Origin of the sequence: Bartonella sp. TT121SHDZB (genome assembly GCF_042193415.1) — a bacterium.
In the GTDB taxonomy this organism is placed as follows: Bacteria; Pseudomonadota; Alphaproteobacteria; order Rhizobiales; family Rhizobiaceae; genus Bartonella.
The window spans coordinates 1-21,802 of record NZ_JBHILR010000015.1; the positions used below are offsets into that span (position 1 = coordinate 1).

Annotated in this window: 24 protein-coding genes and 2 pseudogenes; 13 read left to right on the plus strand and 13 right to left on the minus strand. The window is 35.8% G+C overall.

The window, feature by feature from the left end; genetic code table 11:
* Nucleotides 1-757: 757 nt before the first annotated feature.
* Nucleotides 758-2,293 (minus strand): YfjI family protein, encoded by a 1,536-nt coding sequence (locus ACFIKI_RS07740; protein WP_375666663.1) that lies wholly within the window; start codon nt 2,291-2,293, stop codon nt 758-760.
* A gap of 145 nt (nt 2,294-2,438) precedes the next feature.
* On the opposite strand from ACFIKI_RS07740, the gene ACFIKI_RS07745 reads away from it, so the two are divergent.
* The 7 genes and pseudogenes from ACFIKI_RS07745 to ACFIKI_RS07775 form a co-directional block, all read left to right on the plus strand.
* On the plus strand, nt 2,439-3,641 hold the full coding sequence (locus tag ACFIKI_RS07745) for a multidrug effflux MFS transporter (protein WP_375666642.1): 1,203 nt from the start codon (nt 2,439-2,441) through the stop codon (nt 3,639-3,641).
* Between the two features lie 22 nt (nt 3,642-3,663).
* Complete coding sequence (locus ACFIKI_RS07750; RefSeq protein WP_375666643.1) at nt 3,664-4,608, plus strand: hypothetical protein; 945 nt, start codon at nt 3,664-3,666, stop codon at nt 4,606-4,608.
* A 5-nt stretch (nt 4,609-4,613) separates the two neighbouring features.
* Nucleotides 4,614-5,327, plus strand: coding sequence for an alpha/beta hydrolase (locus tag ACFIKI_RS07755; protein ID WP_354187384.1), 714 nt, complete (start codon nt 4,614-4,616; stop codon nt 5,325-5,327).
* Nucleotides 5,324-7,504 carry an isocitrate/isopropylmalate family dehydrogenase gene (locus tag ACFIKI_RS07760; RefSeq protein ID WP_375666644.1) on the plus strand — a complete coding sequence of 727 codons (2,181 nt, stop codon included), beginning with the start codon at nt 5,324-5,326 and terminating at the stop codon, nt 7,502-7,504. The genes ACFIKI_RS07755 and ACFIKI_RS07760 overlap by 4 nt, the downstream gene beginning before the upstream one ends.
* Nucleotides 7,494-8,171, plus strand: a complete 678-nt coding sequence (locus tag ACFIKI_RS07765; protein ID WP_375666645.1) for an RraA family protein — start codon at nt 7,494-7,496, stop codon at nt 8,169-8,171. The genes ACFIKI_RS07760 and ACFIKI_RS07765 overlap by 11 nt, the downstream gene beginning before the upstream one ends.
* Nucleotides 8,168-9,052, plus strand: coding sequence for a DUF6282 family protein (locus ACFIKI_RS07770; RefSeq protein ID WP_354187390.1), 885 nt, complete (start codon nt 8,168-8,170; stop codon nt 9,050-9,052). The genes ACFIKI_RS07765 and ACFIKI_RS07770 overlap by 4 nt, the downstream gene beginning before the upstream one ends.
* A gap of 209 nt (nt 9,053-9,261) precedes the next feature.
* Nucleotides 9,262-9,496: pseudogene (locus ACFIKI_RS07775) on the plus strand (nuclease); the annotation flags it as partial.
* Here the strand turns inward: ACFIKI_RS07775 and ACFIKI_RS07780 are convergent.
* The 9 genes from ACFIKI_RS07780 to ACFIKI_RS07820 form a co-directional block, all read right to left on the minus strand.
* Nucleotides 9,483-9,929, minus strand: coding sequence for a DUF3987 domain-containing protein (locus ACFIKI_RS07780; RefSeq protein WP_375666646.1), 447 nt, complete (start codon nt 9,927-9,929; stop codon nt 9,483-9,485). The pseudogene ACFIKI_RS07775 and the gene ACFIKI_RS07780 sit on opposite strands and share 14 nt — an antisense overlap.
* Nucleotides 9,916-10,845: a toprim domain-containing protein gene (locus ACFIKI_RS07785; RefSeq protein WP_375666647.1), complete on the minus strand. Its 930-nt coding sequence runs from the start codon at nt 10,843-10,845 to the stop codon at nt 9,916-9,918. The genes ACFIKI_RS07780 and ACFIKI_RS07785 overlap by 14 nt, the downstream gene beginning before the upstream one ends.
* A 527-nt stretch (nt 10,846-11,372) precedes the next feature.
* Nucleotides 11,373-11,777 (minus strand): hypothetical protein, encoded by a 405-nt coding sequence (locus ACFIKI_RS07790; RefSeq protein WP_375666648.1) that lies wholly within the window; start codon nt 11,775-11,777, stop codon nt 11,373-11,375.
* 113 nt (nt 11,778-11,890) lie between these two features.
* Nucleotides 11,891-12,196 (minus strand): hypothetical protein, encoded by a 306-nt coding sequence (locus tag ACFIKI_RS07795; protein ID WP_375666650.1) that lies wholly within the window; start codon nt 12,194-12,196, stop codon nt 11,891-11,893.
* 211 nt (nt 12,197-12,407) lie between these two features.
* Nucleotides 12,408-12,698, minus strand: a complete 291-nt coding sequence (locus ACFIKI_RS07800) for a type II toxin-antitoxin system YafQ family toxin (RefSeq protein WP_375666652.1) — start codon at nt 12,696-12,698, stop codon at nt 12,408-12,410.
* A gap of 10 nt (nt 12,699-12,708) precedes the next feature.
* A complete protein-coding gene (locus ACFIKI_RS07805) occupies nt 12,709-12,990 on the minus strand; it encodes a type II toxin-antitoxin system RelB/DinJ family antitoxin (RefSeq protein ID WP_273724024.1) in 282 nt (93 codons plus the stop codon).
* A gap of 36 nt (nt 12,991-13,026) precedes the next feature.
* Nucleotides 13,027-13,215, minus strand: a complete 189-nt coding sequence (locus tag ACFIKI_RS07810) for a type II toxin-antitoxin system RelB/DinJ family antitoxin (protein WP_273724025.1) — start codon at nt 13,213-13,215, stop codon at nt 13,027-13,029.
* A 203-nt stretch (nt 13,216-13,418) separates the two neighbouring features.
* A complete protein-coding gene (locus ACFIKI_RS07815; RefSeq protein ID WP_375666653.1) occupies nt 13,419-14,657 on the minus strand; it encodes a type II toxin-antitoxin system HipA family toxin in 1,239 nt (412 codons plus the stop codon).
* Nucleotides 14,654-14,869 carry a type II toxin-antitoxin system Y4mF family antitoxin gene (locus ACFIKI_RS07820; protein ID WP_375666654.1) on the minus strand — a complete coding sequence of 72 codons (216 nt, stop codon included), beginning with the start codon at nt 14,867-14,869 and terminating at the stop codon, nt 14,654-14,656. Before ACFIKI_RS07820 ends, ACFIKI_RS07815 begins: the two co-directional genes overlap by 4 nt.
* 331 nt (nt 14,870-15,200) lie before the next feature.
* Between ACFIKI_RS07820 and ACFIKI_RS07825 the strand changes: the two genes are divergently transcribed.
* Nucleotides 15,201-15,869 (plus strand): ParA family protein, encoded by a 669-nt coding sequence (locus tag ACFIKI_RS07825; RefSeq protein WP_375666655.1) that lies wholly within the window; start codon nt 15,201-15,203, stop codon nt 15,867-15,869.
* Between the two features lie 16 nt (nt 15,870-15,885).
* Nucleotides 15,886-16,152 (plus strand): hypothetical protein, encoded by a 267-nt coding sequence (locus tag ACFIKI_RS07830; protein ID WP_375666656.1) that lies wholly within the window; start codon nt 15,886-15,888, stop codon nt 16,150-16,152.
* Between the two features lie 176 nt (nt 16,153-16,328).
* On the opposite strand, the gene ACFIKI_RS07835 is transcribed toward ACFIKI_RS07830, so the two are convergent.
* Entirely contained in the window at nt 16,329-16,418 is a 90-nt protein-coding gene (locus ACFIKI_RS07835) for a Fic family protein (protein ID WP_404978564.1), read from the minus strand.
* Nucleotides 16,419-16,770: 352 nt separating this feature from the next.
* Between ACFIKI_RS07835 and ACFIKI_RS07840 the strand changes: the two genes are divergently transcribed.
* On the plus strand, nt 16,771-16,956 hold the full coding sequence (locus ACFIKI_RS07840) for a helix-turn-helix domain-containing protein (RefSeq protein ID WP_375666664.1): 186 nt from the start codon (nt 16,771-16,773) through the stop codon (nt 16,954-16,956).
* 122 nt (nt 16,957-17,078) lie between these two features.
* On the opposite strand, the gene repC is transcribed toward ACFIKI_RS07840, so the two are convergent.
* The gene (gene repC, locus ACFIKI_RS07845; protein WP_375666658.1) at nt 17,079-18,188 is read right to left on the minus strand and encodes a replication initiation protein RepC; all 1,110 of its coding nucleotides are present in this window, start codon (nt 18,186-18,188) and stop codon (nt 17,079-17,081) included.
* Nucleotides 18,189-18,450: 262 nt separating this feature from the next.
* Here repC and ACFIKI_RS07850 point away from each other — a divergent pair, with 262 nt between their 5' ends.
* Both ACFIKI_RS07850 and ACFIKI_RS07855 read left to right on the plus strand, forming a co-directional pair.
* The gene (locus ACFIKI_RS07850) at nt 18,451-19,278 is read left to right on the plus strand and encodes a ferredoxin--NADP reductase (RefSeq protein ID WP_375666660.1); all 828 of its coding nucleotides are present in this window, start codon (nt 18,451-18,453) and stop codon (nt 19,276-19,278) included.
* 41 nt (nt 19,279-19,319) lie between these two features.
* Nucleotides 19,320-19,705 (plus strand): annotated as a pseudogene (locus tag ACFIKI_RS07855) (ferredoxin--NADP reductase); the annotation flags it as partial.
* A gap of 2 nt (nt 19,706-19,707) precedes the next feature.
* Here ACFIKI_RS07855 and eda read toward each other — a convergent pair.
* Nucleotides 19,708-20,373 (minus strand): bifunctional 4-hydroxy-2-oxoglutarate aldolase/2-dehydro-3-deoxy-phosphogluconate aldolase, encoded by a 666-nt coding sequence (gene eda, locus ACFIKI_RS07860; RefSeq protein ID WP_375666661.1) that lies wholly within the window; start codon nt 20,371-20,373, stop codon nt 19,708-19,710.
* 115 nt (nt 20,374-20,488) lie between these two features.
* Here eda and ACFIKI_RS07865 point away from each other — a divergent pair, with 115 nt between their 5' ends.
* On the plus strand, nt 20,489-21,406 hold the full coding sequence (locus ACFIKI_RS07865; protein WP_375623917.1) for a rhodanese-related sulfurtransferase: 918 nt from the start codon (nt 20,489-20,491) through the stop codon (nt 21,404-21,406).
* Nucleotides 21,407-21,802 lie beyond the last annotated feature (396 nt).

The following is a 21,802-nucleotide window of genomic DNA, read 5'->3' on the forward strand; positions in this document are numbered from 1 at the left end:
TGAACCTTTTCGTATTCTTGCTTTTGAAGCGGGTCGTTTGTCAAATAAGCCATGACAAGGTTTTCAAACATGGTTCCTAATTCACGGGGTGATTTTGCTTGTTGACGATAATATTCTAAGAGAGAGCGTAAAGTGACGTGTTCATTATCGGAATAAAGAGGGTGAGACATAAAGAACAGACTCCATGACAATGTATTCTATTGAATTTTCTTCAAAATAATTAAAATGAAGCCTATTAAATCCATTTAGGATAAATATCGAGTATCAGATGAGGTAAAATCATTCAAAAGCGGATAAATTTTTTCAAAAGTTTTTTTAAAAGCTTTTTATCCACAGCCTATGAGGCATAGGTCTGTTCAGCAAAATAGTGAAATTTGCTGTTAGTTTTATGGAAAAAAGACAAATGTACTATGTGTTTTAAAATATCAGAGTGAGTATTTTGATGAGTTTTATGAGACATTTTATAGAGAGGTTTTGAAGGTTTCTCAAACCCTCAAAATACCTTCAAAACCCCTTTTTATATATATTACAGATTGTATTTACATGTTGTGTGTAATATAGGTTGTTTCTTTAAAACATTAACATATTGAAATATAATAATTTTTATTTTTGATTGAAAAATAATATATAAAGGGGCGTAAAAGGAACCTTCAAAACCTTCAAAACCCTCTAAACTCATAGATGAGGCGCTCTTTGAGGGATTACTTCTAGAATACAAAGGTATAGGCTTTAATCTTTCATAAGATTTCCAAATGCTTTATTGAGGTGTCTTATGGCTTTTCACTAAAGGATGCCATTCATAACGTATCGTAGGTCGACCACCTTGTAAGTTATTATCTCCAGAGATTTCACGAATATAGTTACAACGACATAAAAGCTCTAAAGCTTGCTTCACAGCTTCTTTGTCTTTTAAAGAGGTCCAACTTTTTTGATGAATATCACGGTGTGTAAAAACATTGGGTAAACAATCACAACGTTCGACAATTAATTTGGCACGATCTGCTATTAATGTATTCCCCGCCGCGTAAAGACGTTTGACATGACTTAACAAATATTTTTCCCAATACAAGGCTCTTTCAAGGGCATTTTTATTGATTTCAAAACGCCCACCCTCAACCAGTTCAAAAATCAACGCAAGGGTTGGTATGGTTTTATTCATTTTCAAAAGATGCGCTTGTAAACTTGATGAGAAATAACCATCATTTATTTTTTTCTGAAAATCTTCCCACCATACACGAAACATCTCTTGGGCTTCGGCAGAAAAGCGTATGGTAATGGGGTGTTTTGGTGATCCTAAAGGTTTATCATAAAGAGAACGAAAAACCCCTTGATAATTTTCCCATGCCTTTTGATTGGAAGGTCTATCGACCCATAACCGCTTTTGTCGTACATCGGGAAAGATTAGCATTTGAAAGCGTTGCAATAAACCATCATCGTTTATTCCACGGTGTATAGCTTGAATGAGTGGAATAATCCGCGGGGGTTGAATGCCCCCTATGATAGAGACAGTTGCAATGGGAATATGAATGGTTCCACGTCCTATACGGTCATAGGTGTGTGATTGATCGCCATTAAAAGCTTTTAGATAAAAGGCACGGTCTGTTTGGTATTCTTTTCTTTCTAGATTGGCTAAAAGACCAGTCAGTTCATCACACACCATCAATAATCCACGCGGATTTTCTTTCAACAACTCGCCTAGCTTTTCTACGGTCACATCATTGACGATAAGACGTCGTTTTATAGAACTGTCATCTTCATCACTTTCGTTGTCTTCAAGAGCTTTTGAAAGAAGAGCAAGAGCTTGTTCCTTATCTTGATTTTTCAATGCTTTGTAAGCTTTTCTTTTCTTTTCTTTTATTTCTAATTCATTGAAGATTTCTTTTGTTTTTTGCTGTTTTTTCTTCTTTAACCACTCTTGATGCCATTCCTTTTCAAAGATATAGAGAGGTTTTAAAGCAGCTTGCATGGTGGGTGATTTCATGGTCGAAGATTGCCCCACAATGGCACCCCAGAGATTAGGAACAATTTTCCAATTATCATCATATTGTTTTGGTGCAATGCACACGCCATTACCAATAACAGCAGCCAAACCACATAAAGCAGAAATAGCAATAAAATCCATAGGGGCTTGTTGGCTATCCGCAACGTCATAAACATAGTCCATTAATGATGTTGGCAACTGTAATAAGCTAAAAGGCTCGACGGGTAAGAGAGCCGTATTAATCGGTTGCAATTCCCCCCAACCGTTTTGTTGCAATGCTTGTTTATAAGGATAGGATTTTATTTTATTGATACAATAATATTATAGTAGCAGGCAGATATTTAATAAAATATCTCATATTTTGTGGATAAAGATGAAATATAAAACAATTATATTTTATATCATTTTTAAATGATGGTAAGAAATTATTAAAGAATAATCTATTAAAGTTTTTTTTATGTATTATAAACCTACGTTATTATTTATGCTACTTATTGTCTGTTTATCAGTGGGAGGTTTGATTTCTACTGATATTTTTCTTCCGGCGCTTGGAGATATGCGCCAATACTATCAAGTGACGGAATCCCAGATTCAAAATGCAGTGGCAATTTTTTTACTGGCATTAGCTATTGGACAACTCATTTATGGGCCACTCAGTGATAATTTTGGACGTAAAAAAACACTTCTGTTTGGCTTGTTTTTATGGCTTTGTACTACAGTGGGTATAATTTACACAGTCAATCTTCAAGCTTTTTTCGCACTACGTTTTTTACAAGGTCTTGGAGCCTGTTCAGGTATTGTCTTAAGTCGCGCCATTATCAACGATTTGATGGATAAAAAGGCTGCAGGAAAGTTTTATTTGGTTATTTTCCCCTTTGTTGGTATTTCGCCGGCAATTGCTCCATTCATTGGGGGGATCTTATTACAAGTTTTTAATTGGCAAGCCACTTTTGTTTTTTTAAGCCTTTTTATACTTTTCACCATTTTGCTCTGTTGTTTTGTATTAATAGAGACTCTTCCTCCCACAAAACGTCAATCTTTCGCTCCTGTAGGAATCATGAAGGGCAGTTTAGGTGTTTTTAGAAACAAACAGTTTATCTTTTATGCTCTGATTCCCTGTTTTGCATATGCAACTTATTTTGCTTACATTGTAGAGTCACCTTTTTTCCTCACAGCCTTAGGCTTATCAACTTTCTATATTGGTTATAGTTACATTGGTGTTTCTTTAACTTATGTCTTAGGGAACTTAGTAGCGCGAAGATTTCTCAAACAAGAATCCATGGAACATACTATTCGACGTGGATATGTTATTTTTGTCTTGGGAGGGGTATTATTTGCTCTACAAATGTATATAAGTCCATGGCCACTTGTAACAAGTTTAATAACCATTTCTCTTCTTACTTTTGGTAATGGTTTTTTGTTGCCATTAGGAACAGCTTTGGCAATTTCATCTCATCCACAAGCTGCTGGAGCAGCATCTGGTGTTATGGGAGCTTTGCAATTAGGAAGTGCTGCACTGGGATCTGCGGTTATTGGGAAAATGTCTCAACATAATCCATGGAACGTTGCCATTTTATTAGCGACATGCTGTATCGTGGGTTTTATAATTTACATTCGAAAAGCAAATTATTTTATTAATTTAGAAAAACAATCAAACTAAACAACCAAATTGGGAGGGGACTATGCTTAAAAATCTTGATGTTACTTTGCGTGACGGAGGATACAGGAATCAATTTTCTTTTTCATTAGATTACGTTATTGAGCATATTAAAAATCTGACAGATTCTCGAGTAGAATATATTGAGATCGGTTATCGTAACGGTTCGTTTAAGCCTATGAACAATGTGGGCCAAACGGCTTTTTGCTCTAATGATTATATTCAGCTATTACATGATGCTATTCCGAACGCTAAGCTTGTCATTATTGCACATCCACATAATATTAATCAGTCGGATATTCGAGAACTAAAAAAAATAGGGATTACACTCTTAAGACTCTGTCTCAATAAAAATGATATTAAGTCTACATTTTCACTTTGCCACTATGCCAATTCTTTAGGGCTGTCTACCAGTATTAATGTTACGAGAGTGAGTCAAGTAGATGAAAAGTATTTACAAAGCATAGCAATAGAAGCGGTTAATTGTGGAGCTAGCATTTTATATTTAGCCGATTCTAATGGAAGCCTCTTACCTGAGACTGTAACGCACTTCGTGCAAAAAATAAAAGATATCTCACCTTTAGAAATTGGTTTTCATGCACATGATAATTTAGGTATGGCTATGGCAAATAGCATAGCAGCTGTAGAAGCCGGTGCAAGCTTTATTGATAGTTCGTTAATGGGGATGGGCAAAGGAGCAGGGAATCTTACTTTAGAGTTATGGTTGGCTCTTTTGAATTTTCATAAAAAGGAAACATATTACAATACGGGTAAAATTTTGCAACAGATAGAAAATCTAAAGAGCCACTCCTTTTATTCACCTGTGCATCGAAGCTCTGTTGATCTCCTTTTAGGACTAAGTAATTTAAGCATTGAATATCAAACTTTGCTAGAGACTAAAATACCTTTAGGTATGGAAGAGGTCCTGGTTACTATCCAAACTTTGAAACAAAAGGCGCAGGAGGTTTAAATGATATGAATTTTCATAGTGTTATTCTTGCGCCTGTAATGCCAGTTTGGGATAAAGGAACCTTTTGCTCTTCACTTAAAAACCTATTTTTAGAAAGAGGATTTAGGGTTACGCTATTAGATACGTTATCTCTTTTTTCTAGTAACTCTACGATAGAAGTTATTCCTTCACTTATAGCAGAGCTCAAAGATCGCTTTCGGGAGCCTTTTATACTGGTGGGATTTGCTATGGCTGGGACATTGGTACAAATGTTGGCAGCAAAACTTCCAAATGCTCAAGCCGTACTCGCAGTGAACGCGCCAGGCTATCCAGATAAGCTTTTACAACAACGACTTGGATATCTTCTTACTTTATTGGAAAGCGGTGATTTGTCAGGAGCTCTGGAAATATTAGATGCTTTCGTGCAGCCTATTGGGGCAATTAAAAAAAGAACCTTATTGAAGATTTCTGATGAACAAAAAAGCATGGCAATTGAACGTATGACAAGAGGATTTAAATTGTTATTGGAAATGGATGCGAGGGATGAGATTATCAAATACACTGGAAAGTTTTTAGCTTTGGTAGGTGAAAAGTCACAACTTGCAACCGTAGAAAATCAAACAAGAAGTCATTGTATGAATCATGAATACAAGATTATTTCTGGTGCTGGTATGCGTTTGTGGGAGGATAATCCTACTATGACAGATGCAATTATTGATGAATGGATTGATGAGTTATGAAGAAGAAAGTTCTTGTGTTACCTGGTGATGGGGTGGGGCCAGAGGTCTGTGATGCTGCATTGATGGTTTTGGAGCAATTTAAGTTGCCGATTGAATTAACTTATGGCGATATTGGTTGGGAATGTTGGAAACAGGAAGGTGATCCTATTCCAAAAGCGACCTGGCAAAAAATTGCTAAAAGTGATGCTGTTTTACTTGGAGCTGTGACCAGCAAAGGAAAAGAAGCTGCTTTAAAAGAGCTTGCCCCCCATTTAAGAGAGAAAAAGCTTTCTTATGTTTCTCCTGTTATTCAGCTTCGTCAAAAGTTAGGTCTGTTTGCAAATATACGCCCTGTCAGATATATCTTTGGTTCGAGAAAGCCTTTTCATTTTTGTGTTATCAGAGAAAATAGCGAAGGTCTCTATGCAGGTTTGGATTTTCGGGGCATAACTTCTGAGACAGCAGCATGGTTAAAACATCCAAATTTAGAAAAATATGGTCTTGAGGAGGCAGCATGGACAGTCCGTTTGCAGACACGCTTTGGTTTAGAGCGGTTATTTGAATACGCTTTTTCTTATGCACGCAAATATGGGTTTGAACGGGTTACTTTTGCTGATAAACCGAATGTTATGCGGGAGAGTGGTCAGTTTGCTCAAGAAATTTTTGAGAAAGTTGCACAAAATTATCCAGAAATTGAAGCAGATATTCATAATGTTGATGCAGTTGCTTTGTGGATTGCAACGAAGCCAGAGCAGTTTGGTGTCATTGTTGCTGAAAATATGTTTGGCGATATCCTCTCTGACCTTGCTGCTGGAGTGATGGGAGGATTGGGACTTGCACCTAGTGCAAATGTGGGAAGCAAAATTGCTTATTTTGAACCTGTTCATGGCAGTGCACCGCGCATTGCTGGACAGAATAAAGCAAATCCTTCTGCCATGCTTTATACCACGGCTTTACTCTTAGATCATTTAGGTTTTAAAGATGCAGCGCAACAACTATCTGAAAGTGTTGATCAAGTTATTCGTGCCGGTAAAACTGTGACCTATGATTTGGGAGGCTCAGCTTCTACTCGCCAAATGGCAGAAACTGTTCTCAATTCCCTTATAAATCCTGTTACTGTCTGTCGTGCGGCGATTATTACGGTTGGTGATGAACTTCTTTCGGGACAATATTTGAATACAAATTTGCAAGATTTAAGTCGAAGCTTAGAAAAAAGAAATATACAAGTCACGCGTCATTTTGTTTGTGCTGATCAATTACAGCAAATAAGCGAAACAGTAGTTGCCTGTCTTGGACAAGAAGATCTTATCATTATCAGCGGAGGATTGGGACCAACATCAGATGATAAAACACGTGATGCAATTGCAAAAGCTGTGCAACGGCCATTAATTCACCATGAAGCTGTTTGGCAAACAATAAAAAGTCAATTACAGCGATTGGGTATTACACCGGATAAAAGCAATGCGCGTCAAGCATTGTTTCCTGAAACAGCAAAAGTACTCGATAATCCTACAGGAACGGCGCCTGGTTTTTATCTCTCTTGTGAGGAAAGTTCCCTTGTTGTTTTGCCTGGTCCGCCTACACAAGCTCTTGCCCTTTTAGAAGAGTATTTAGAACATGGTGAAAAGAAGTATTCTTTTGTAACACGCGCTCAATATGCATGGACTTTAATTGGAATTGATGAAAGTACAATTGCACATTGGGTTGATGATCATTTCGCCACTGAGCCATTCGAACGGCATTTTTTATGGAAAAGTCCTTATGTTCTTGTACAACTGATTGGTCAATCTTCAACGCCTTTGGCACAGCATTTAATTGAAGAATTTGAAAATTATTTTCGTCCATATTTGGTTGGAACAGGAATTACCACTGCTCGTGAACAATTAGCAATGTACGCAGAAGTTTATTGGTTAGGAAATGATCCTCTGCTTTTAAAATATTTTCAGCCAATAGAAAAAAATGAAGAAAATGTTCCGCAGCTTGAGGTTGAAGTTAGTTTATCGCCGTCTTTGGAGATATTAGAAAGTCAGAAGGAAAGTCTTGGACATGCTTCCATGGCTATACGAATAAAAGGCTATGATGATGATCTTATAACTTTTCCCTATACACGACCACTTTTAAGCGTAGTCTTACAGGAATATGCAGCTTGGTTGGTTTTAAAAAGATATTTAAAAACAGAGGAAAAAAATGAGACTTGATGAAAATGTAGAAATACTCAAAAAACGATTACTGGCATTAGATACAGCAGCTGTTTCTGATGCTTTAGATAGTTTATATTTGCAAGGAGCTTTACCGAACATTAAACCACGCTTAAGTAATATTAAAATAGCTGGTCCTGTATTTACGGTACAATATGAGTCTTTTAGTCCAGAAAATAAAACATTTACGAATGCTGGTAATTATATTGATGATGTACCTGCCGGATCTGTCGTGGTGATTGATAATAATGGTCGATGTGATTGTACTAGTTGGGGAAATATATTAACTCATAAGGCACTACAGCAAAAAATTGTAGGGACTGTTATTCATGGTTCTGCCCGAGATATTGCTGAAATTAAGGCTCTACATTATCCTCTTTTTACAAAAAATATTTATATGGTTTCTGGTAAAAACCGTGCACGCATACGAGCCGTGCAGGTCCCTTTAATCATTGAAGGAATAAAAATTGTTCCTGGAGATTGGGTTTTTGCTGATGATAATGGTGTTTTAGTTCTTCCTAATTCAGAGTTATCTGAGATTATTCGTCGTGCTGAAAATGTTGATAAAACAGAAGTGCGTATTTTGACTGCGCTTAAAGGCGGAGAGCGGCTTGAAAATATACGGATTCAAGAAGGTTATGAAATTCCTTGGAAGGAAAAGTTGTGAGTACATCCTTTATACAGTTCTGGCGGAAGCGATTAAAATTTGTAGATATTCATTATCATGCGCGTCCAGATTTATTTGATAGAGCATATTCAGCTTATGAAGCTGCACAAATTTATGCTAAACACAAAGGTGGAGTTATTTTTAAAAATCATTTAGGCAGTACAGCTGCAATTGCCACAGCTTTACAAGAACAAAATTTACCTGTTTTTGGTTCTATTGTTCTTAATTATGCTTCAGGTGGTTTAAGTTTACTTTCAGTTAAACACGCTTTAGCACATTATCAATTTGTTTCAAAATCAAAATTGCTTGTACATTTTCCCACTATTGTGCCAACACATCATCGTAGCCGTCTCAAGCGAAATTTTTCTAATAATTATGCTGCTTTTCTTGCTCAGCAGCCAACAGCTATTACCGATGAGAAAGGATATCTAAAATCAGAGGTTTACGAACTCATAACTTTTGCTGCTGACAATGAAATTGTTCTCTCTTCTGGGCATGCCTCTAAAGATGCAACTTTACGTTTGCTAGATGCTGTAGCAAAAAAAAGCAATTGTAGACTCCTCTTAAATCAACCGGCTAATCCAATGACAGGTTTTTCTGCAGAACAATTACAAGCTCTGGGAGAACATGATTGGCTTTATATAGAGCAATGCGCTTTAACTTTTTATCTAGGATATCAAACAAAAGAAGACATGTTTTCTGTATTATCTAAAGTTAATAATGTGATTTATAGTTCAGATCTCGGACAATTAGGGGGAACTGATATTCCAACATGGTTGAAAGACAGTGCAAACTGGTTCCAAGAAGCAAAACTTTCTCCTTCTCAAGTACAAAGAATAACGCTTGATAATCCTTTAAAAATGTTATCGCCAGCCAATTAGCTATAAAGTCACTACTTCATTAGAAGTAATACAAAAATATTACTAATTTCAAATTTTTAAAGTGCTTTTAATAAACGTTTTGGGCAGGAATGCTATTTATAAACAAGACTTTGACTTGTCAAAAGCTTATATTAAACAACATTCTCATGTTCATGATAAGAAGCTTGTAAATGAGTTTCAAACGGTAGTTAAATTTTTGCAAGAGAGATGTACTAGTTTATTCAGGTGCCATACAGGTGACAAGTGGTGTTACTTTTAAAATGATCACACCTACGGATGAGGTGTAGAGAAAGAGGATTGTTCGTAATATCCGATTATATAGTGTTGAAACCTGTGAAACACGGCAGTTTGCTTCAAGCCATGGAATTAAGTGGTCGTGTGGAGCTTTTGTGACAACGTGGCTTGTTGGCACAAACAATCGACAAAAATATCACTTGTAAGCAAGGATAGGTGTTAAAGCGGCTTTCATGGCTGGAGTTTTGAATGTCGACGATTGCCCAATAAGAGCGCCCCAGAGATTAGGCACCACAATCCAATCATCATGTTGTTTTGGGGCAACCCGCACGCCATTGCCAATCACAGCAGCCAAGGCACAGAGAGCAGAGACAGCAATAAAATCCATAGGGGCTTGTTGACACTGTGAAACGTCATAAACATAGCGACTTAAAGTTAAAGGCATTTGCGCAGCATGAAAAGACTCGACGGGTAAGAGAGTATATTCAAGTGGTTTTAATTCCCCCCAACCGTTTTTTTGCAATGCTTGCTTATAAGGAATGGTTTCTAAACAAATATTATCGTTTAAAGAGCCATTATCGTTATCATTGCATGAAACATTTTGATTGTTGTTCTCTACAATATTGTTTTTATATTCTATCATTTATAACCTTTCTTAAAAAATCATTGAAATCTAGACCGTAAGGGGCTTGCATCATAAAGACCTCAAAGCCTTGTCTATAGGCACGCGCAGCGAGGGTAAAACCTGCTTTACGACCCGCATCATCGCCGTCCATTGCGATTGTCAGACGTCCTTTTGTATGGGGTAAATTCACATGCATCATGCCATGGGTTGAAAGGGACGCCCATAAATCAACGGGCTCTGATAACAACCCAGACAAAAGAGACAGACCGGTTTCAATGCCTTCACAAATGACCAGATGTTTTGGATTGGCTTGGCTTAAATGCACCCCACCACCCGTTACAGATCCCAACATGGCTTTTGCTGGTTTCTGATCTGTTTTGCAGCCATTGTCTTGTAAAAAGGTTCTATGAATGGCAAAGGAACCTGCGCCCTTAACAAGAGCCACCAACGCGGGCAGTGTACCCCCAGAGGGGTGTGGACACTTGTCGTGAAAGCGTAAATCAGCAGGCAAATCACATGTGATCCCCCGCATACGTAAATAGGTTTCTGCTAAAGTATTTTTGATTGGTTGGCTTTGTTGCCAAATTGCTTTTGCTCTCTCTGCTTTCTGTTTTGCTCGTTTGAGATCAGCAGAAATCTGTTTTGAGAAAGAGAGCGTCTGATCATAAGCTTTATCAAAAAAGGCTTGTTTTCCAAGCAACCCAATTCTTATGAGCGCTTGTATGATCTCTCTAAAAGAACAGCCAGCATAACAATAAAGTAAGAGACGCCCATCATGTCCATTGGCAAGGGATAAGCTAGGCAGCCTATCATCATGAGCAGGGCAACGGGCTGTTCCATAACGCCCATGCCAAGTACCACGTAATGCATAAGTAATTTTTTGAGCTGTTGTATGCAATGCATAAGCATTGCCTATAGTATGTGTAAAATGCATAAAATCAAGTCCTGATACTTGCATTCCAGGACAGATTCTGTTATTTCGATATTTGCGAATGTTGAAATACTTTGTCTGTTCTAAAAGGCGAAGTTTTCTTTAGGCGGCGTTTTTGCGATGTTGTTTTTTTGCTTTCTTGATCGCATCATGAATATCTGCTTATAACCAACATGGTAGGCGTAAGCCTATAAGCAATGCGTCGCCCAAGATGTTCTTACATCAATTTGTTTTGCGCTCTTACGAACTGTAAGAAAGAGTTTGTTTTTATTTCATGGGACACCCCTCTAAGACATTAAATCTATTTTGGATTTAAACTTACAGAATCAATGTCACTTGACTGTATTAAATTAGCAACTCTTTATAAGCTTTTCCAGTGAAAAAATGATTTTTTTATTTTTCAAAAACAATATTTTGTGTTTTTTTTGCTTTTGAAAGGCAATATTTTGCGAGTTACGATACATAATGGATAAAACTACGGCTTGTAATCTCATTAAATGATCATAACTAAGAGAAAGATCTTTATTGGATTATAGATATATGCCAATAGCTTTGGCTCGCATTTGTTTATATAGCTTCTGTATCTCTTTCATATTGTCTTTTCTCACACAAATGATTGACTTTTCAGCTAATGTTAAACCTGCTTTATCTAGATTACTTAAACGCGTATAATGTGAAGCTATTGCTTTTCGCGCTTCATCATAAGACAATCCTCCTTTACGATGCTTTAGTAGACTATGTCCTCTATTTATCGCATCATATTTCTCAGAATTAGAAACCAATTTTATGTGATCTTTAACAACATCTATTTCAGTTAATGCTGTTTTAAGGCTACTAATCATAGATTTGCTATTAGCATATCGTGACAAATCATCCTTTATAAGATCACTCTCCGTATCAATGAAGCGATGATAAATCCCCACTTTTTCCAACATTACGAATATGATCACATAGATTACTTCGCACATTGTGTAATTTTTGAGATACTAATGTTTTTTTCAAGATCTTGTACTAGTATACTTTGTTGTAAAAAAGCTCTTCTGATTTATTAGAAATGATGACCTCCTATTACAACACCTTTATCTAACCAGTCCAGTCCATATTTTTCATCAGCACTTTTGGTAGAAAATCCCATATCTCGTATAAATTGCGCTCCACGTTGATGTCTAAGAAGTAAAAGTGCATGTGCTGGATATTCAGCCATCGCTAACCATTCCCAAGTTGCTTTGTTATCATTCGCCTTGGAAGCTGCTTCTGCTTCAACCATATAGATACTGTTTTGAGAAAGACCACCTGCTCGTAATTCCTCGCGTTCAGCATCAGTCATATAACTTTTTGGTAATTTCTTTTGCATAGGAAATTCCTTTCTGTAATCTGTCTTAAAATATTAATTTAACGATTAAATCTGATCAATCAATTTCCTATCGGCTCTTTTAAAAGTATCTATTTTTATTTTTGATAATTTTGATTATTTATATCATAAAAAATGATCGTTTTTTCTGATATTAGAAGTTGTTATATGTGTTTTTTAATTTCATTTTTTTAAGAACGGAAAAAACAATTAATCATATACGCAGTTCTGAATGGGAACCAAGACGTAATAATTCTAATGTATTATTTTCAGGCTTTCTATAAAGCAAAATAAGATCTGGTTTGATATGGCAATTATAACAATCTTGCCAACCGCGCCAAGCACCTATCATCCTATGATCTTTAAAACGTACTTCCAATGGTTTGTCTTTTGCCAATGTTTCAATCACAAGGAGTAAGTCTGTTTTTAATATGTAAGCGTGCTTTCCTTTTTTTTCACGTTTAACATCACGCCGAAATAATTTAGTACTGATAATTTCCCTCATATGTCTTGGCTTAAGCGCGCTTTTTTAATTTGTTTTTTTTATCTTCATCATTGCAGATCATGTTTCGCAAATCATCTAATGACATACTTTCCATACACCCATCCTCTGCTTCCTTGATAGCTTGTAGCGTTTCTGGAGAAGGTTGAAAAAGATCAAGCGGTAAAACTTCATTTTTAGCAATATATACCATCAACATACGTACAGCATCGGAAATAGTTAAACCCGTAGATTGAATAACCTCTTCTGAAACGTGTTTGATAGCATCTGGGACATGGACTTGAATTCTTGCCATTATCCAAAGCTCCTTTTCATTTAAGCTAGTTTTAGTTTACTCTACAGATTGATGAATTTTGACATTACCTTCAGTTCTAAATAAATAAACAGGCAAGGCTCTATCTACAGCAATATTTGTTAAAAACATACATACGACATCAGATATAGTTAGACCTGCTTCTTCAATAACAGCACTTGCGGAAACATTTATATCATCATGAATTCGTACCTGAATTCTTGCCATTATCTAAAACTCCTCTTCAGTTGAGTACATTGTACTCAAATAATGCTTTTTTGTATATCTATCAAGAGTTAAAATTGAGAATTTTTCTTACTTAACATTATTAACCATTAGTATTAGCCTTATCAGGCGGACATTTAAGCAGTTTATCCATAGCGCCATAAAACTTTATCCGTTAGAAAATGAGAAATAAAAAAGAAAAGAGATTAAATTTTTAAATGTTGAGAACGCTGTTGAATAACATTGATGATTGCATCAAAAACTTCAGAACGCAAACCTTCACCCTCGAGTTCTTTTTTTAATTTTATTGCCTTATCATTGATTGAATCAGTCATTCTTTTTATTTGCTTTTTTAAGGACAATTGAGAAGCTTTAGTATCCGCGACTATTTTATAAAAATGACGCAAATATGTATTTTTAGGTATATATTCTCCTCCTATTTTCATAGCCATTTTTTGAGATAAATCTGAATAAATAGCCGTGCTTAACAAATCGTATGCAGGAGCAAGTTCTGGTTTTTTCTGTTGGTAGAGAAGTGAAAAGTTTTTGCCATGCGCATCGGCATTACCAATTAAATAATTAAAAATAATTATATTAAGGAAATTCAGTTGATCAACAGCAGGACGCAATGTATGCTGGAAAATAACGGTTTGACACGCAGCAATACTAGGTCCTCCTTCACATTCATATTTAAATTCTGGAGCTATACTAAGTGCTTGACAAAAATCCTCTTGATGAATACGCAAAACTGTTCCGTTAGAAGATATTTGACGGTCATATCGAGTGATAAGACAATAAGGTGTATTATTCACAAAATGTAAATACACTTCCGGCACATTAATACCTACGAGTTTTGCCAATTTCATACAAAAAAGCTCATTATGCGCACTATCATTAATATGTTCAATGAGAGGTTTCAAAATATGCGTGGTCGGTGCACCCCCTTTAATGAGTTGAACACGATTATCTTTAAAGCCAACCGCTAATTTATCTTGTGCGCCCGCAAGAGACAATCTGTAGCCATCTCCACCAGCAAGCATTGGACGGCGTTTAATACACTCAAGAATTTCTTTCAATTGAGTATCATCAAGAGTTTCTACATCATCAGTTGGCAAATTTGGAACTTGTCCATATGGATATAAAGCGAGAGCACCAGCACAATCTCCCCCAACAACTTCAAGTAAAGCAAAAGCATTTCGTTCAGAAAGACCTAAATAAGTTGCTAAACGATATCTTACATTATCATCGGGTAAGAGACCGGAAAAAAAGGCTTTTACTGCTTGACCTTTATAAGCTTCAATACGAGGAGGGAGAGAAACAGAGATGCCTTGTAAATCTTGATGTAAATAATCACTGTCATAGAGAAACGTGAGATCTCCACTTTTCTCTTGAGATAATTGACCGATTAATTTTGTATGTAAATAAACGTCAAGAGTACGAGTCATAATTTTTCATTTTCAATTTGAATATCGAGACCTAGCATCGTAAGCACATGTATGGTTTTTCCAACATGACAAGACTCTTTGCCTCTTTCTAAATCACGGATAAAACGCACACCAACCCCTGATGTAGCTGCTAACTGTTCTTGTGTTAATCCTTGTTTTTTACGTGTATTTTTAACAATCAAGCCCAATCTTTTCATTTTGCTCTCAAACATAATAATCCCTTTCGGGGTGATTTTATCATTTTCTGTTATTATTACAAAAAATAAACCTGTACGGGACGTTTTTCAACCTTAACATAAATTTGGTGCTTTAATTGAAAAGGCAAAAAGATATATTTTAGTATCTTACTATATAGTAAGATATAGTATTATATATTACAGTATCTTAATTCTGAATGGATTTATGGTATGGGAAAAATAAAAGATCAACTAAATTTTGAATAAGAATTTTTCTTATACGTTATATTAACTTATAATTTAGTACCTTATTATATAATAAGTTATAATATCGTATATTATGATACTCTATTTATTGAGGAATTAAATGCCTGTTATCTCATTTGCTAATTCCAAAGGGGGAAGTGGAAAAACAACCTCTGCTTTACTCTTAGCTTGTGAACTTGCACATGCTAAACCTGTTACAATTATAGACGCAGATCCACGTCATCCTATCACCACTTGGTCTAAATTGCCGGGTAAACCAGATAATCTTACCGTCGTTACTAATGAATCTGAAAAAACTATTTTGGATGAAATAGAAATTGCATCTGCTAAAGATCCATTCGTAATTGTTGATCTAGAAGGTACAGCATCACGCTTAACTAGTTATGCAATTAGTCAATCTGATTTTGTAATTATACCTATGAAGGAACAGCAACAAGATGCTATAGCAGCTATTGAAATTATAAAAGAAATTCATAGAGATATGAAAGCTGTACGGCGTGTTATCGCTTATGCTGTTTTATTCACGCAATCTAAAGTCGTTGCAAAACCTAGAACTGCTCGTTTTATATCATCTCAATTTAGAAAAAATACAGAACTTGATGTTTTTGAAACAGAAATTAATGAACGTGATGCCTTTTCCGCAATTTTTGCAACAGGAGGTTCGCATCGTAATCTCAATCCCAAAGAAGTCAATAATTTAGAAACCGCAATTAGTAATGTTGAAGCATTTGTTGCAGAAGTTATTACAAAGCTAAAACAAGTTAAATAGATAAGGAAACTAAAGAATGAGTACAGAAAGAAAACCATTAAATTTTTCAGAACTTGATGATTTCAAACCTCGACAAGCTAAATCTGCTTTAAATACTGTAGAACGTAAAGAAATAGATAAAGCAGTAACCTTTCCAAGTCGTGAACAATCAGATGAGGCACAGATAAATATCAAAGCTAGCATAGCTACAATTAATCGTTTTAAATCTATGGCTAAAAAAGAGCGCTATCGCCATGGTGATTTTTTAGAAATATTAATGAATGCTTATAAGCAAGGCGATTAGCGTCGTATACCATGATTTCAAAACTTTTCATTCTATTCGGAAATCAATCTCAAAATTGCTTTCTATTTAAGTTTATTATACCTTATGATATAGTACTATAAGGTATAATACTGTAACATAAGGTATCTTAACCACCTTTTGAAGAACGAGATACAAATGTTCTTGCTTGTGCTTTTTTACAAGATGATAAAAAGCAAGGTGGTTAAGATACGGCTTAAACGCCCATTTCCATCTTGAAAAGGATGAATAGCTAAAAAAAGTAACATTAAAAATAGCAATTGTAAGTAAAGGGTGAAGATCTTATGCAAGGAACTGGTGGAGCAAGAAAAGTTAGATTTCCAACAAAGCTATAAGGATAAAAGTGGAGGATATAGGTTTATTACCTTTTTCGACGGTCAAAATACTCCAGTATTTCTCTTAGATATTTACAGTAAATCATCTCAAGAAAATTTTAACTGCGCTTCTCGATGAGTATAGAAAGGAAAAATAATAGATAAAGCAAATAAAGCAAGATCTCATATATTACAAGGTACTCGTGAAGCTCTTGTCTATGTTAAAGATGAAGCGGATATCACCAAATTTGGTATCCATATTCCTGCTAATGTTGATGTCAAAAAAATCAGAAAAAATATTAGGCTAACACAGACCCAATTTGCAGCACGTTTTGGTTTTTCTGTAGGACGTATTCGTGATTGGGAACAAGGGCAATATTCTATATATACTTCTTCTCGTTTGTTACTTTCAATCATTGAAAATGAACCTGAAGCGATTAATCGTGCTCTTAAAAAATCTCTATTAGCATAAGAGAGGAGTATTGTTTTTTCACATCACATCATATCCTAAAAATAGTATGTATATTATACGTACACTATAAGTAAACCATATGTTAGACGTATGTTTTATATCATATTGAAGTGTTTTTCATTTTAATTTTTTACAAATTTCTTTGAATTTATTGGCATTTTTAAAGTTTTAAGAACTTCATTCAATTCCGATTTAAACAAAGCACTTTTTTGATCATTTGATTTTGTTAGATCGTTTTTTTCCGTTTTTTGCACATGCCAATATTTCATTTTTTTCTCAAAAGCTTCATTCAGCAATGCATAGAAAGAACGTTCTAGATACAACTCTTCTCGATTTTCTTTAGCAATCATACCGCGTAGATATCCCCCCGGTGATTTTACGAGTTCTTTGCAATGTTTTTCGAAAATGATAGCAATAGCTAGAGCAGCTTTTTTAATTCCCATAGTTTTTTTAGCGTCTTCAACGGCATGAGAAGAAATGCCCTTCATTGTAGCTAAAAACTCCATGGACCCGATTAAATCTCTTTCAGATTGCAACCCATGTTTCATGAACATAGCAACATTAGGCAAAGCTTGCGTTAAAAATTCTGGTTTAATTGGGGGCGATTTGCTGTTTTTTGAAGGTAATGCATTTTCAGTTTTGCTTTTCTCTATCCTTTCATAAGCTATTTCTTTGCAGTTTTCGATTGTATCTCTGTTTTGATTGTTTTCATGAGAATTTGAATATTCATTTTTGTTACAATTACTATTTAAGTTAAAGGTTGTATGTTCTATGTGTATTTTGTCAGCGAAATTTCTGTATTTTGTTTTTGATGATTTTTGTTTAAAAAATCTTTTTAAAATCCACTCCAAAAGACCTAATGCTTTGTGCAGTTTTTTAACCGAAGATTTTGCTGGTTTTCCAATAATATCGGTAATTTTTTGCATTCTAGAAAAAAGCAATGATGTAAATGGTGTTGATTCAATTGATGCGTAACATGTTTTAATTTGTCGTACCAACCCCTGAAAACAACGCAAAATATCCTTTTGTCTGTCTTGAGCCTCTAAGACTTCGTCAACTTTTTGTTTAAGTTCATGATATCGAACAACAAGAATACGTAAATCAATACCGCAAGCTGTTATAATTTCATGACTACGACTTCGCACTGGATAGCGTTTAAAATTACTGGAATCCTCATTCAACAAAAATTTTATCTCTCTTATTTTAAGGTTTTTGGTCATAAGTTTTGTCAAGTGAGAGAGTGTTATAGCGTTACAATGGAAATATGCATTATGAGTTAAAGGGGAAAAGAGTACCGGGATTGTTTAATACTCAATGTTTTGTTTTTCTTTGAATGGGGTTTGTATTCGTATTTTCCTCATTTATTTAATTTTGGCATAAAAGTGTTAGCCGTGAGACTTTTGTTTTAAGAAAATTGTTGGCAGATGGTTGTGCAAGTACTATATCACGTTAAGGATTCGAAATTTAATGTTCAATAAAGATATAGGGAAGAGTATGAATACGTCTGCTACCAATGTTCCGTCAAGCATCAGCAGCGTTACAAATTTTCCGATTCCTGAGAATGTGTTCGCCCTTACTGTCCAAGAGGTTTATCACTATACAGATCGGTTATTTAAATTCCGTCTGAATCGTCCGGATAGTTTTCGTTTTCGTTCGGGTGAGTTTGTTATGATCGGTTTGCCAAATGCAGAAAAGCCGATTTATCGCGCTTATTCGATTGCAAGTCCCTTTTGGGATGAACAGCTTGAGTTTTTTTCGATAAAAGTTCCAGGGGGACCTTTAACTGAGCATCTCCAAAAAATTAAAATTGGTGATACAGTTCTCATGCGTAAAAAATCTACAGGAACGCTGGTTCTTGATGCTCTTATTCCTGGAAAACGTCTTTATCTTCTTTCAACTGGGACGGGGATTGCTCCTTTTGCAAGTCTTGTTCGTGATCCTGACACTTATGAAAAATTTTCAGAAGTTGTCCTTATTCAAACAACGCGCGAAAAGAATGAGTTAATTTATGCAAAAGATCTTGTTTCCTCTTTGCAACAAGATCCACTCATTGGAGAGTATGCACAACAGTTGAGATTTTATCCTATGACCACTCGTGAACCTTCCGAGCATATGGGCCGTATTACAACTGTGATGGAAAGTGGGGACTTTTTTGAAACAACAGGCCTTCCTAAAATTCATCCTGATGAAGATCGGGTGATGATTTGTGGTTCCATGGCAATGTTAAAAGATTGCGCAAGGATGTGTGAAAGTTTTGGTCTTGTTGAAGGGGCCAATAATGCTCCTGCAACTTATGTTGTAGAGCGCGCTTTTGTGGGGTGAGTGCGAAAGCTGATGTTTTATCTTCTTTCAAACCGGTATAGGTTTTTCCTTTTGCAAGCTTTATTCGTGAGCCTGACATTTATGAAAAATTTTCAGAAGTTGTTCTTATTTAAATAATGCGCGAAAAGAATGAGTTAATTTATGCAAAAGATCTTGTTTCCTCTTTGCAACAAGATCCACTCATTATGGGGCATATGCACAACAGTTGAAATTTTATCCTATGACCACTCGTGAGCTTTCTGAGCATATGGGGCGTATTACGACTGTTATGGAGAGTGGGTGCTTTTTTGAAACAATAGCACTTCCCAAAATTCATCTCGATGAAGATTGGGTGATGATTTGTAGTTCCATGGCAATGTTAAAAGATTGCGCAAGAATGTGTGAAAGCTTTGGTCTTGTTGAAGGGACTGATATTCTTGCACTTTAACATTATATTGTAGAAAGAGCTTTTTTCGAGGGAGAGGGAAGTTGTGATGCGGTGTATGCTAATGCAGTAATTGAATCCCAATCACTTATGGCAATAAGTTGTTGGGGCGCTATCCAAGAACCTCCAACACAGAAGACATTGGGCAGTTGGAGCCATTGTGGTGCACTTTTTTGTGTTATACCACCGGTTGGGCAAAACCGGATATCAGAGAAGGGAGATGCTAAAGCTTCGATGAAGGCAATCCCTCCAGCTGCTTCAGCAGGGAAAAATTTAAGATATGAATAGCCTTTATCTAATGCTTTCATGAGTTCACTTGGGGTCATTGCTCCGGGAAGAAGGGGAATTTCACTATTTTTTGCACAATTGATTAATTCATTGGATAATCCGGGGCTTACAATAAACTTGGCTCCAGCTTGTTCGGCTTGTTCGTAGTGTGTCGTGTTGAGAACTGTTCCAGCTCCAACAATGGCTTCAGGGACTTCTTGTGTAATCGTCTGAATTGCTTTGAGGGCATTTGGTGTTCGCAAGGTGATCTCAATTGTTTTTAATCCGCCTTTGACAAGAGCACGTGTTAAGGGTACAGCACTTTGTAGATTGTCAATGAGCAAAACAGGGATAACAGTTTGTCCTTGGAGATATAATAAAAGCTTTTCTCTTTTTTGGCACATGATATTTTTTCTTTTTGGAGATGATATTATTTGTATCGTTTGATTAAGCACAATATGTTAAAGAGTAAATGAATAGATCTTGAAATTGAATGAAACGCGCGTTATGGCAAAACACATGGAAAAGAATTTTAAAGTTGCTGCACTTTATTGCTTTGCAGATTTGAAGCATTATCGTCAATTACAAAAACCTTTGCAGGATTTATGTCAAGCAAAGGATATCAAAGGAACCCTCCTTTTAGCACAAGAGGGAATTAATGGAACAGTTGCTGGTTCTTGTGCTGCGATTGAGGCATTGGTGGACTTTATTACGGCTGAGCCAGCGTTTCAAACGCCCGAGATTAAATATTCATGGGCATCAAAAATGCCTTTTCATCGCATGAAAGTGCGGTTGAAAAAAGAGATTGTGACAATGGGGGTTGAAGGGGTTGATCCGCTAAAAGTTGTTGGTACTTATGTCGATCCTGAAGATTGGAATGCTCTTATTCAAGATGAAGAGACAATTTTAATCGATACACGGAATGACTATGAATATGCAATCGGGAGTTTTCAAGGAGCGATTGATCCGCAGATTAAAACATTTCGCGAATTTCCTGAATGGGTGCGTAAACATGAGGCTGAGTTAAAGAAAAAAAAGAAAATTGCCATGTTTTGTACAGGTGGTATTCGGTGTGAAAAATCAACAGCTTATGTTCGTGATCTTGGTTATGAGAAAGTCTACCATTTAAAAGGTGGCATTCTAAAATATTTAGAAAAAATTCCAAAAGAGAAAAGTTTATGGTGGGGTGAGTGCTTTGTTTTTGATGAACGTGTTTCTGTTCAACATGGTCTTGAAGAATGTGGTCGCGAATTATGTCGCGCATGTCGTTCTCCTCTTAATGCTGAAAGCAAATTATCGCCTCATTATGAAGAAGGTGTTTCCTGTGATGCTTGTTATAACACGCGTAGTGAAGCCGATAGAGAGCGCTTTCGTGAGCGCCATAGGCAGTTTCAATTGTTGAAGTTGCGTGCAATTGATTCTCATCAAGGGACATAAGGATATCGCAGTGTAGGGCTTTAAATTGTAGCGTTTTTCTCTTAAATTTAAGAGAGAAGAGTTTTTGAATATTGGTAGAAAAATATTTTATAAGACCGGATATTATTCGGTCTTTTTGTTTATGTTAAATTATTTGACTTATAAATAATCATTATAGATTGTTTGCTTTCTTTGACTTTATAGGATTGAGTATTTCAAATACTTTTCATTTTAAAATAGACAAAGTCATTTACGAACAATTTAGCACATTGATTCATAATCATTGGCTGTTTACATCTTTGAATAAGAGATCTGAATATCATCATAATTTTCTCATTCCAAGCCTGTTTTTATGGTTGAATCAATAAAAACCATATCTCTTCCACGTTACAAGCGGGGAAAGTCATGTAGAGTAAA

Excerpts from the sequence above, each read along its gene's own strand:
- ACFIKI_RS07745 (WP_375666642.1), top strand. The coding sequence starts at position 2,439 with ATGTATTATAAACCTACGTTATTATTTATGCTACTTATTGTCTGTTTA.
- ACFIKI_RS07750 (WP_375666643.1), top strand. The coding sequence starts at position 3,664 with ATGCTTAAAAATCTTGATGTTACTTTGCGTGACGGAGGATACAGGAAT.
- ACFIKI_RS07755 (WP_354187384.1), top strand. The coding sequence starts at position 4,614 with ATGAATTTTCATAGTGTTATTCTTGCGCCTGTAATGCCAGTTTGGGAT.
- ACFIKI_RS07760 (WP_375666644.1), top strand. The coding sequence starts at position 5,324 with ATGAAGAAGAAAGTTCTTGTGTTACCTGGTGATGGGGTGGGGCCAGAG.
- ACFIKI_RS07765 (WP_375666645.1), top strand. The coding sequence starts at position 7,494 with ATGAGACTTGATGAAAATGTAGAAATACTCAAAAAACGATTACTGGCA.
- ACFIKI_RS07780 (WP_375666646.1), bottom strand. The coding sequence starts at position 9,929 with ATGATAGAATATAAAAACAATATTGTAGAGAACAACAATCAAAATGTT.
- ACFIKI_RS07785 (WP_375666647.1), bottom strand. The coding sequence starts at position 10,845 with ATGCATTTTACACATACTATAGGCAATGCTTATGCATTGCATACAACA.
- ACFIKI_RS07790 (WP_375666648.1), bottom strand. The coding sequence starts at position 11,777 with ATGTTGGAAAAAGTGGGGATTTATCATCGCTTCATTGATACGGAGAGT.
- ACFIKI_RS07795 (WP_375666650.1), bottom strand. The coding sequence starts at position 12,196 with ATGCAAAAGAAATTACCAAAAAGTTATATGACTGATGCTGAACGCGAG.
- ACFIKI_RS07800 (WP_375666652.1), bottom strand. The coding sequence starts at position 12,698 with ATGAGGGAAATTATCAGTACTAAATTATTTCGGCGTGATGTTAAACGT.
- ACFIKI_RS07805 (WP_273724024.1), bottom strand. The coding sequence starts at position 12,990 with ATGGCAAGAATTCAAGTCCATGTCCCAGATGCTATCAAACACGTTTCA.
- ACFIKI_RS07810 (WP_273724025.1), bottom strand. The coding sequence starts at position 13,215 with ATGGCAAGAATTCAGGTACGAATTCATGATGATATAAATGTTTCCGCA.
- ACFIKI_RS07815 (WP_375666653.1), bottom strand. The coding sequence starts at position 14,657 with ATGACTCGTACTCTTGACGTTTATTTACATACAAAATTAATCGGTCAA.
- ACFIKI_RS07820 (WP_375666654.1), bottom strand. The coding sequence starts at position 14,869 with ATGTTTGAGAGCAAAATGAAAAGATTGGGCTTGATTGTTAAAAATACA.
- ACFIKI_RS07825 (WP_375666655.1), top strand. The coding sequence starts at position 15,201 with ATGCCTGTTATCTCATTTGCTAATTCCAAAGGGGGAAGTGGAAAAACA.
- ACFIKI_RS07830 (WP_375666656.1), top strand. The coding sequence starts at position 15,886 with ATGAGTACAGAAAGAAAACCATTAAATTTTTCAGAACTTGATGATTTC.
- ACFIKI_RS07835 (WP_404978564.1), bottom strand. The coding sequence starts at position 16,418 with ATGTTACTTTTTTTAGCTATTCATCCTTTTCAAGATGGAAATGGGCGT.
- ACFIKI_RS07850 (WP_375666660.1), top strand. The coding sequence starts at position 18,451 with ATGAATACGTCTGCTACCAATGTTCCGTCAAGCATCAGCAGCGTTACA.
- eda (WP_375666661.1), bottom strand. The coding sequence starts at position 20,373 with ATGTGCCAAAAAAGAGAAAAGCTTTTATTATATCTCCAAGGACAAACT.
- ACFIKI_RS07865 (WP_375623917.1), top strand. The coding sequence starts at position 20,489 with ATGGAAAAGAATTTTAAAGTTGCTGCACTTTATTGCTTTGCAGATTTG.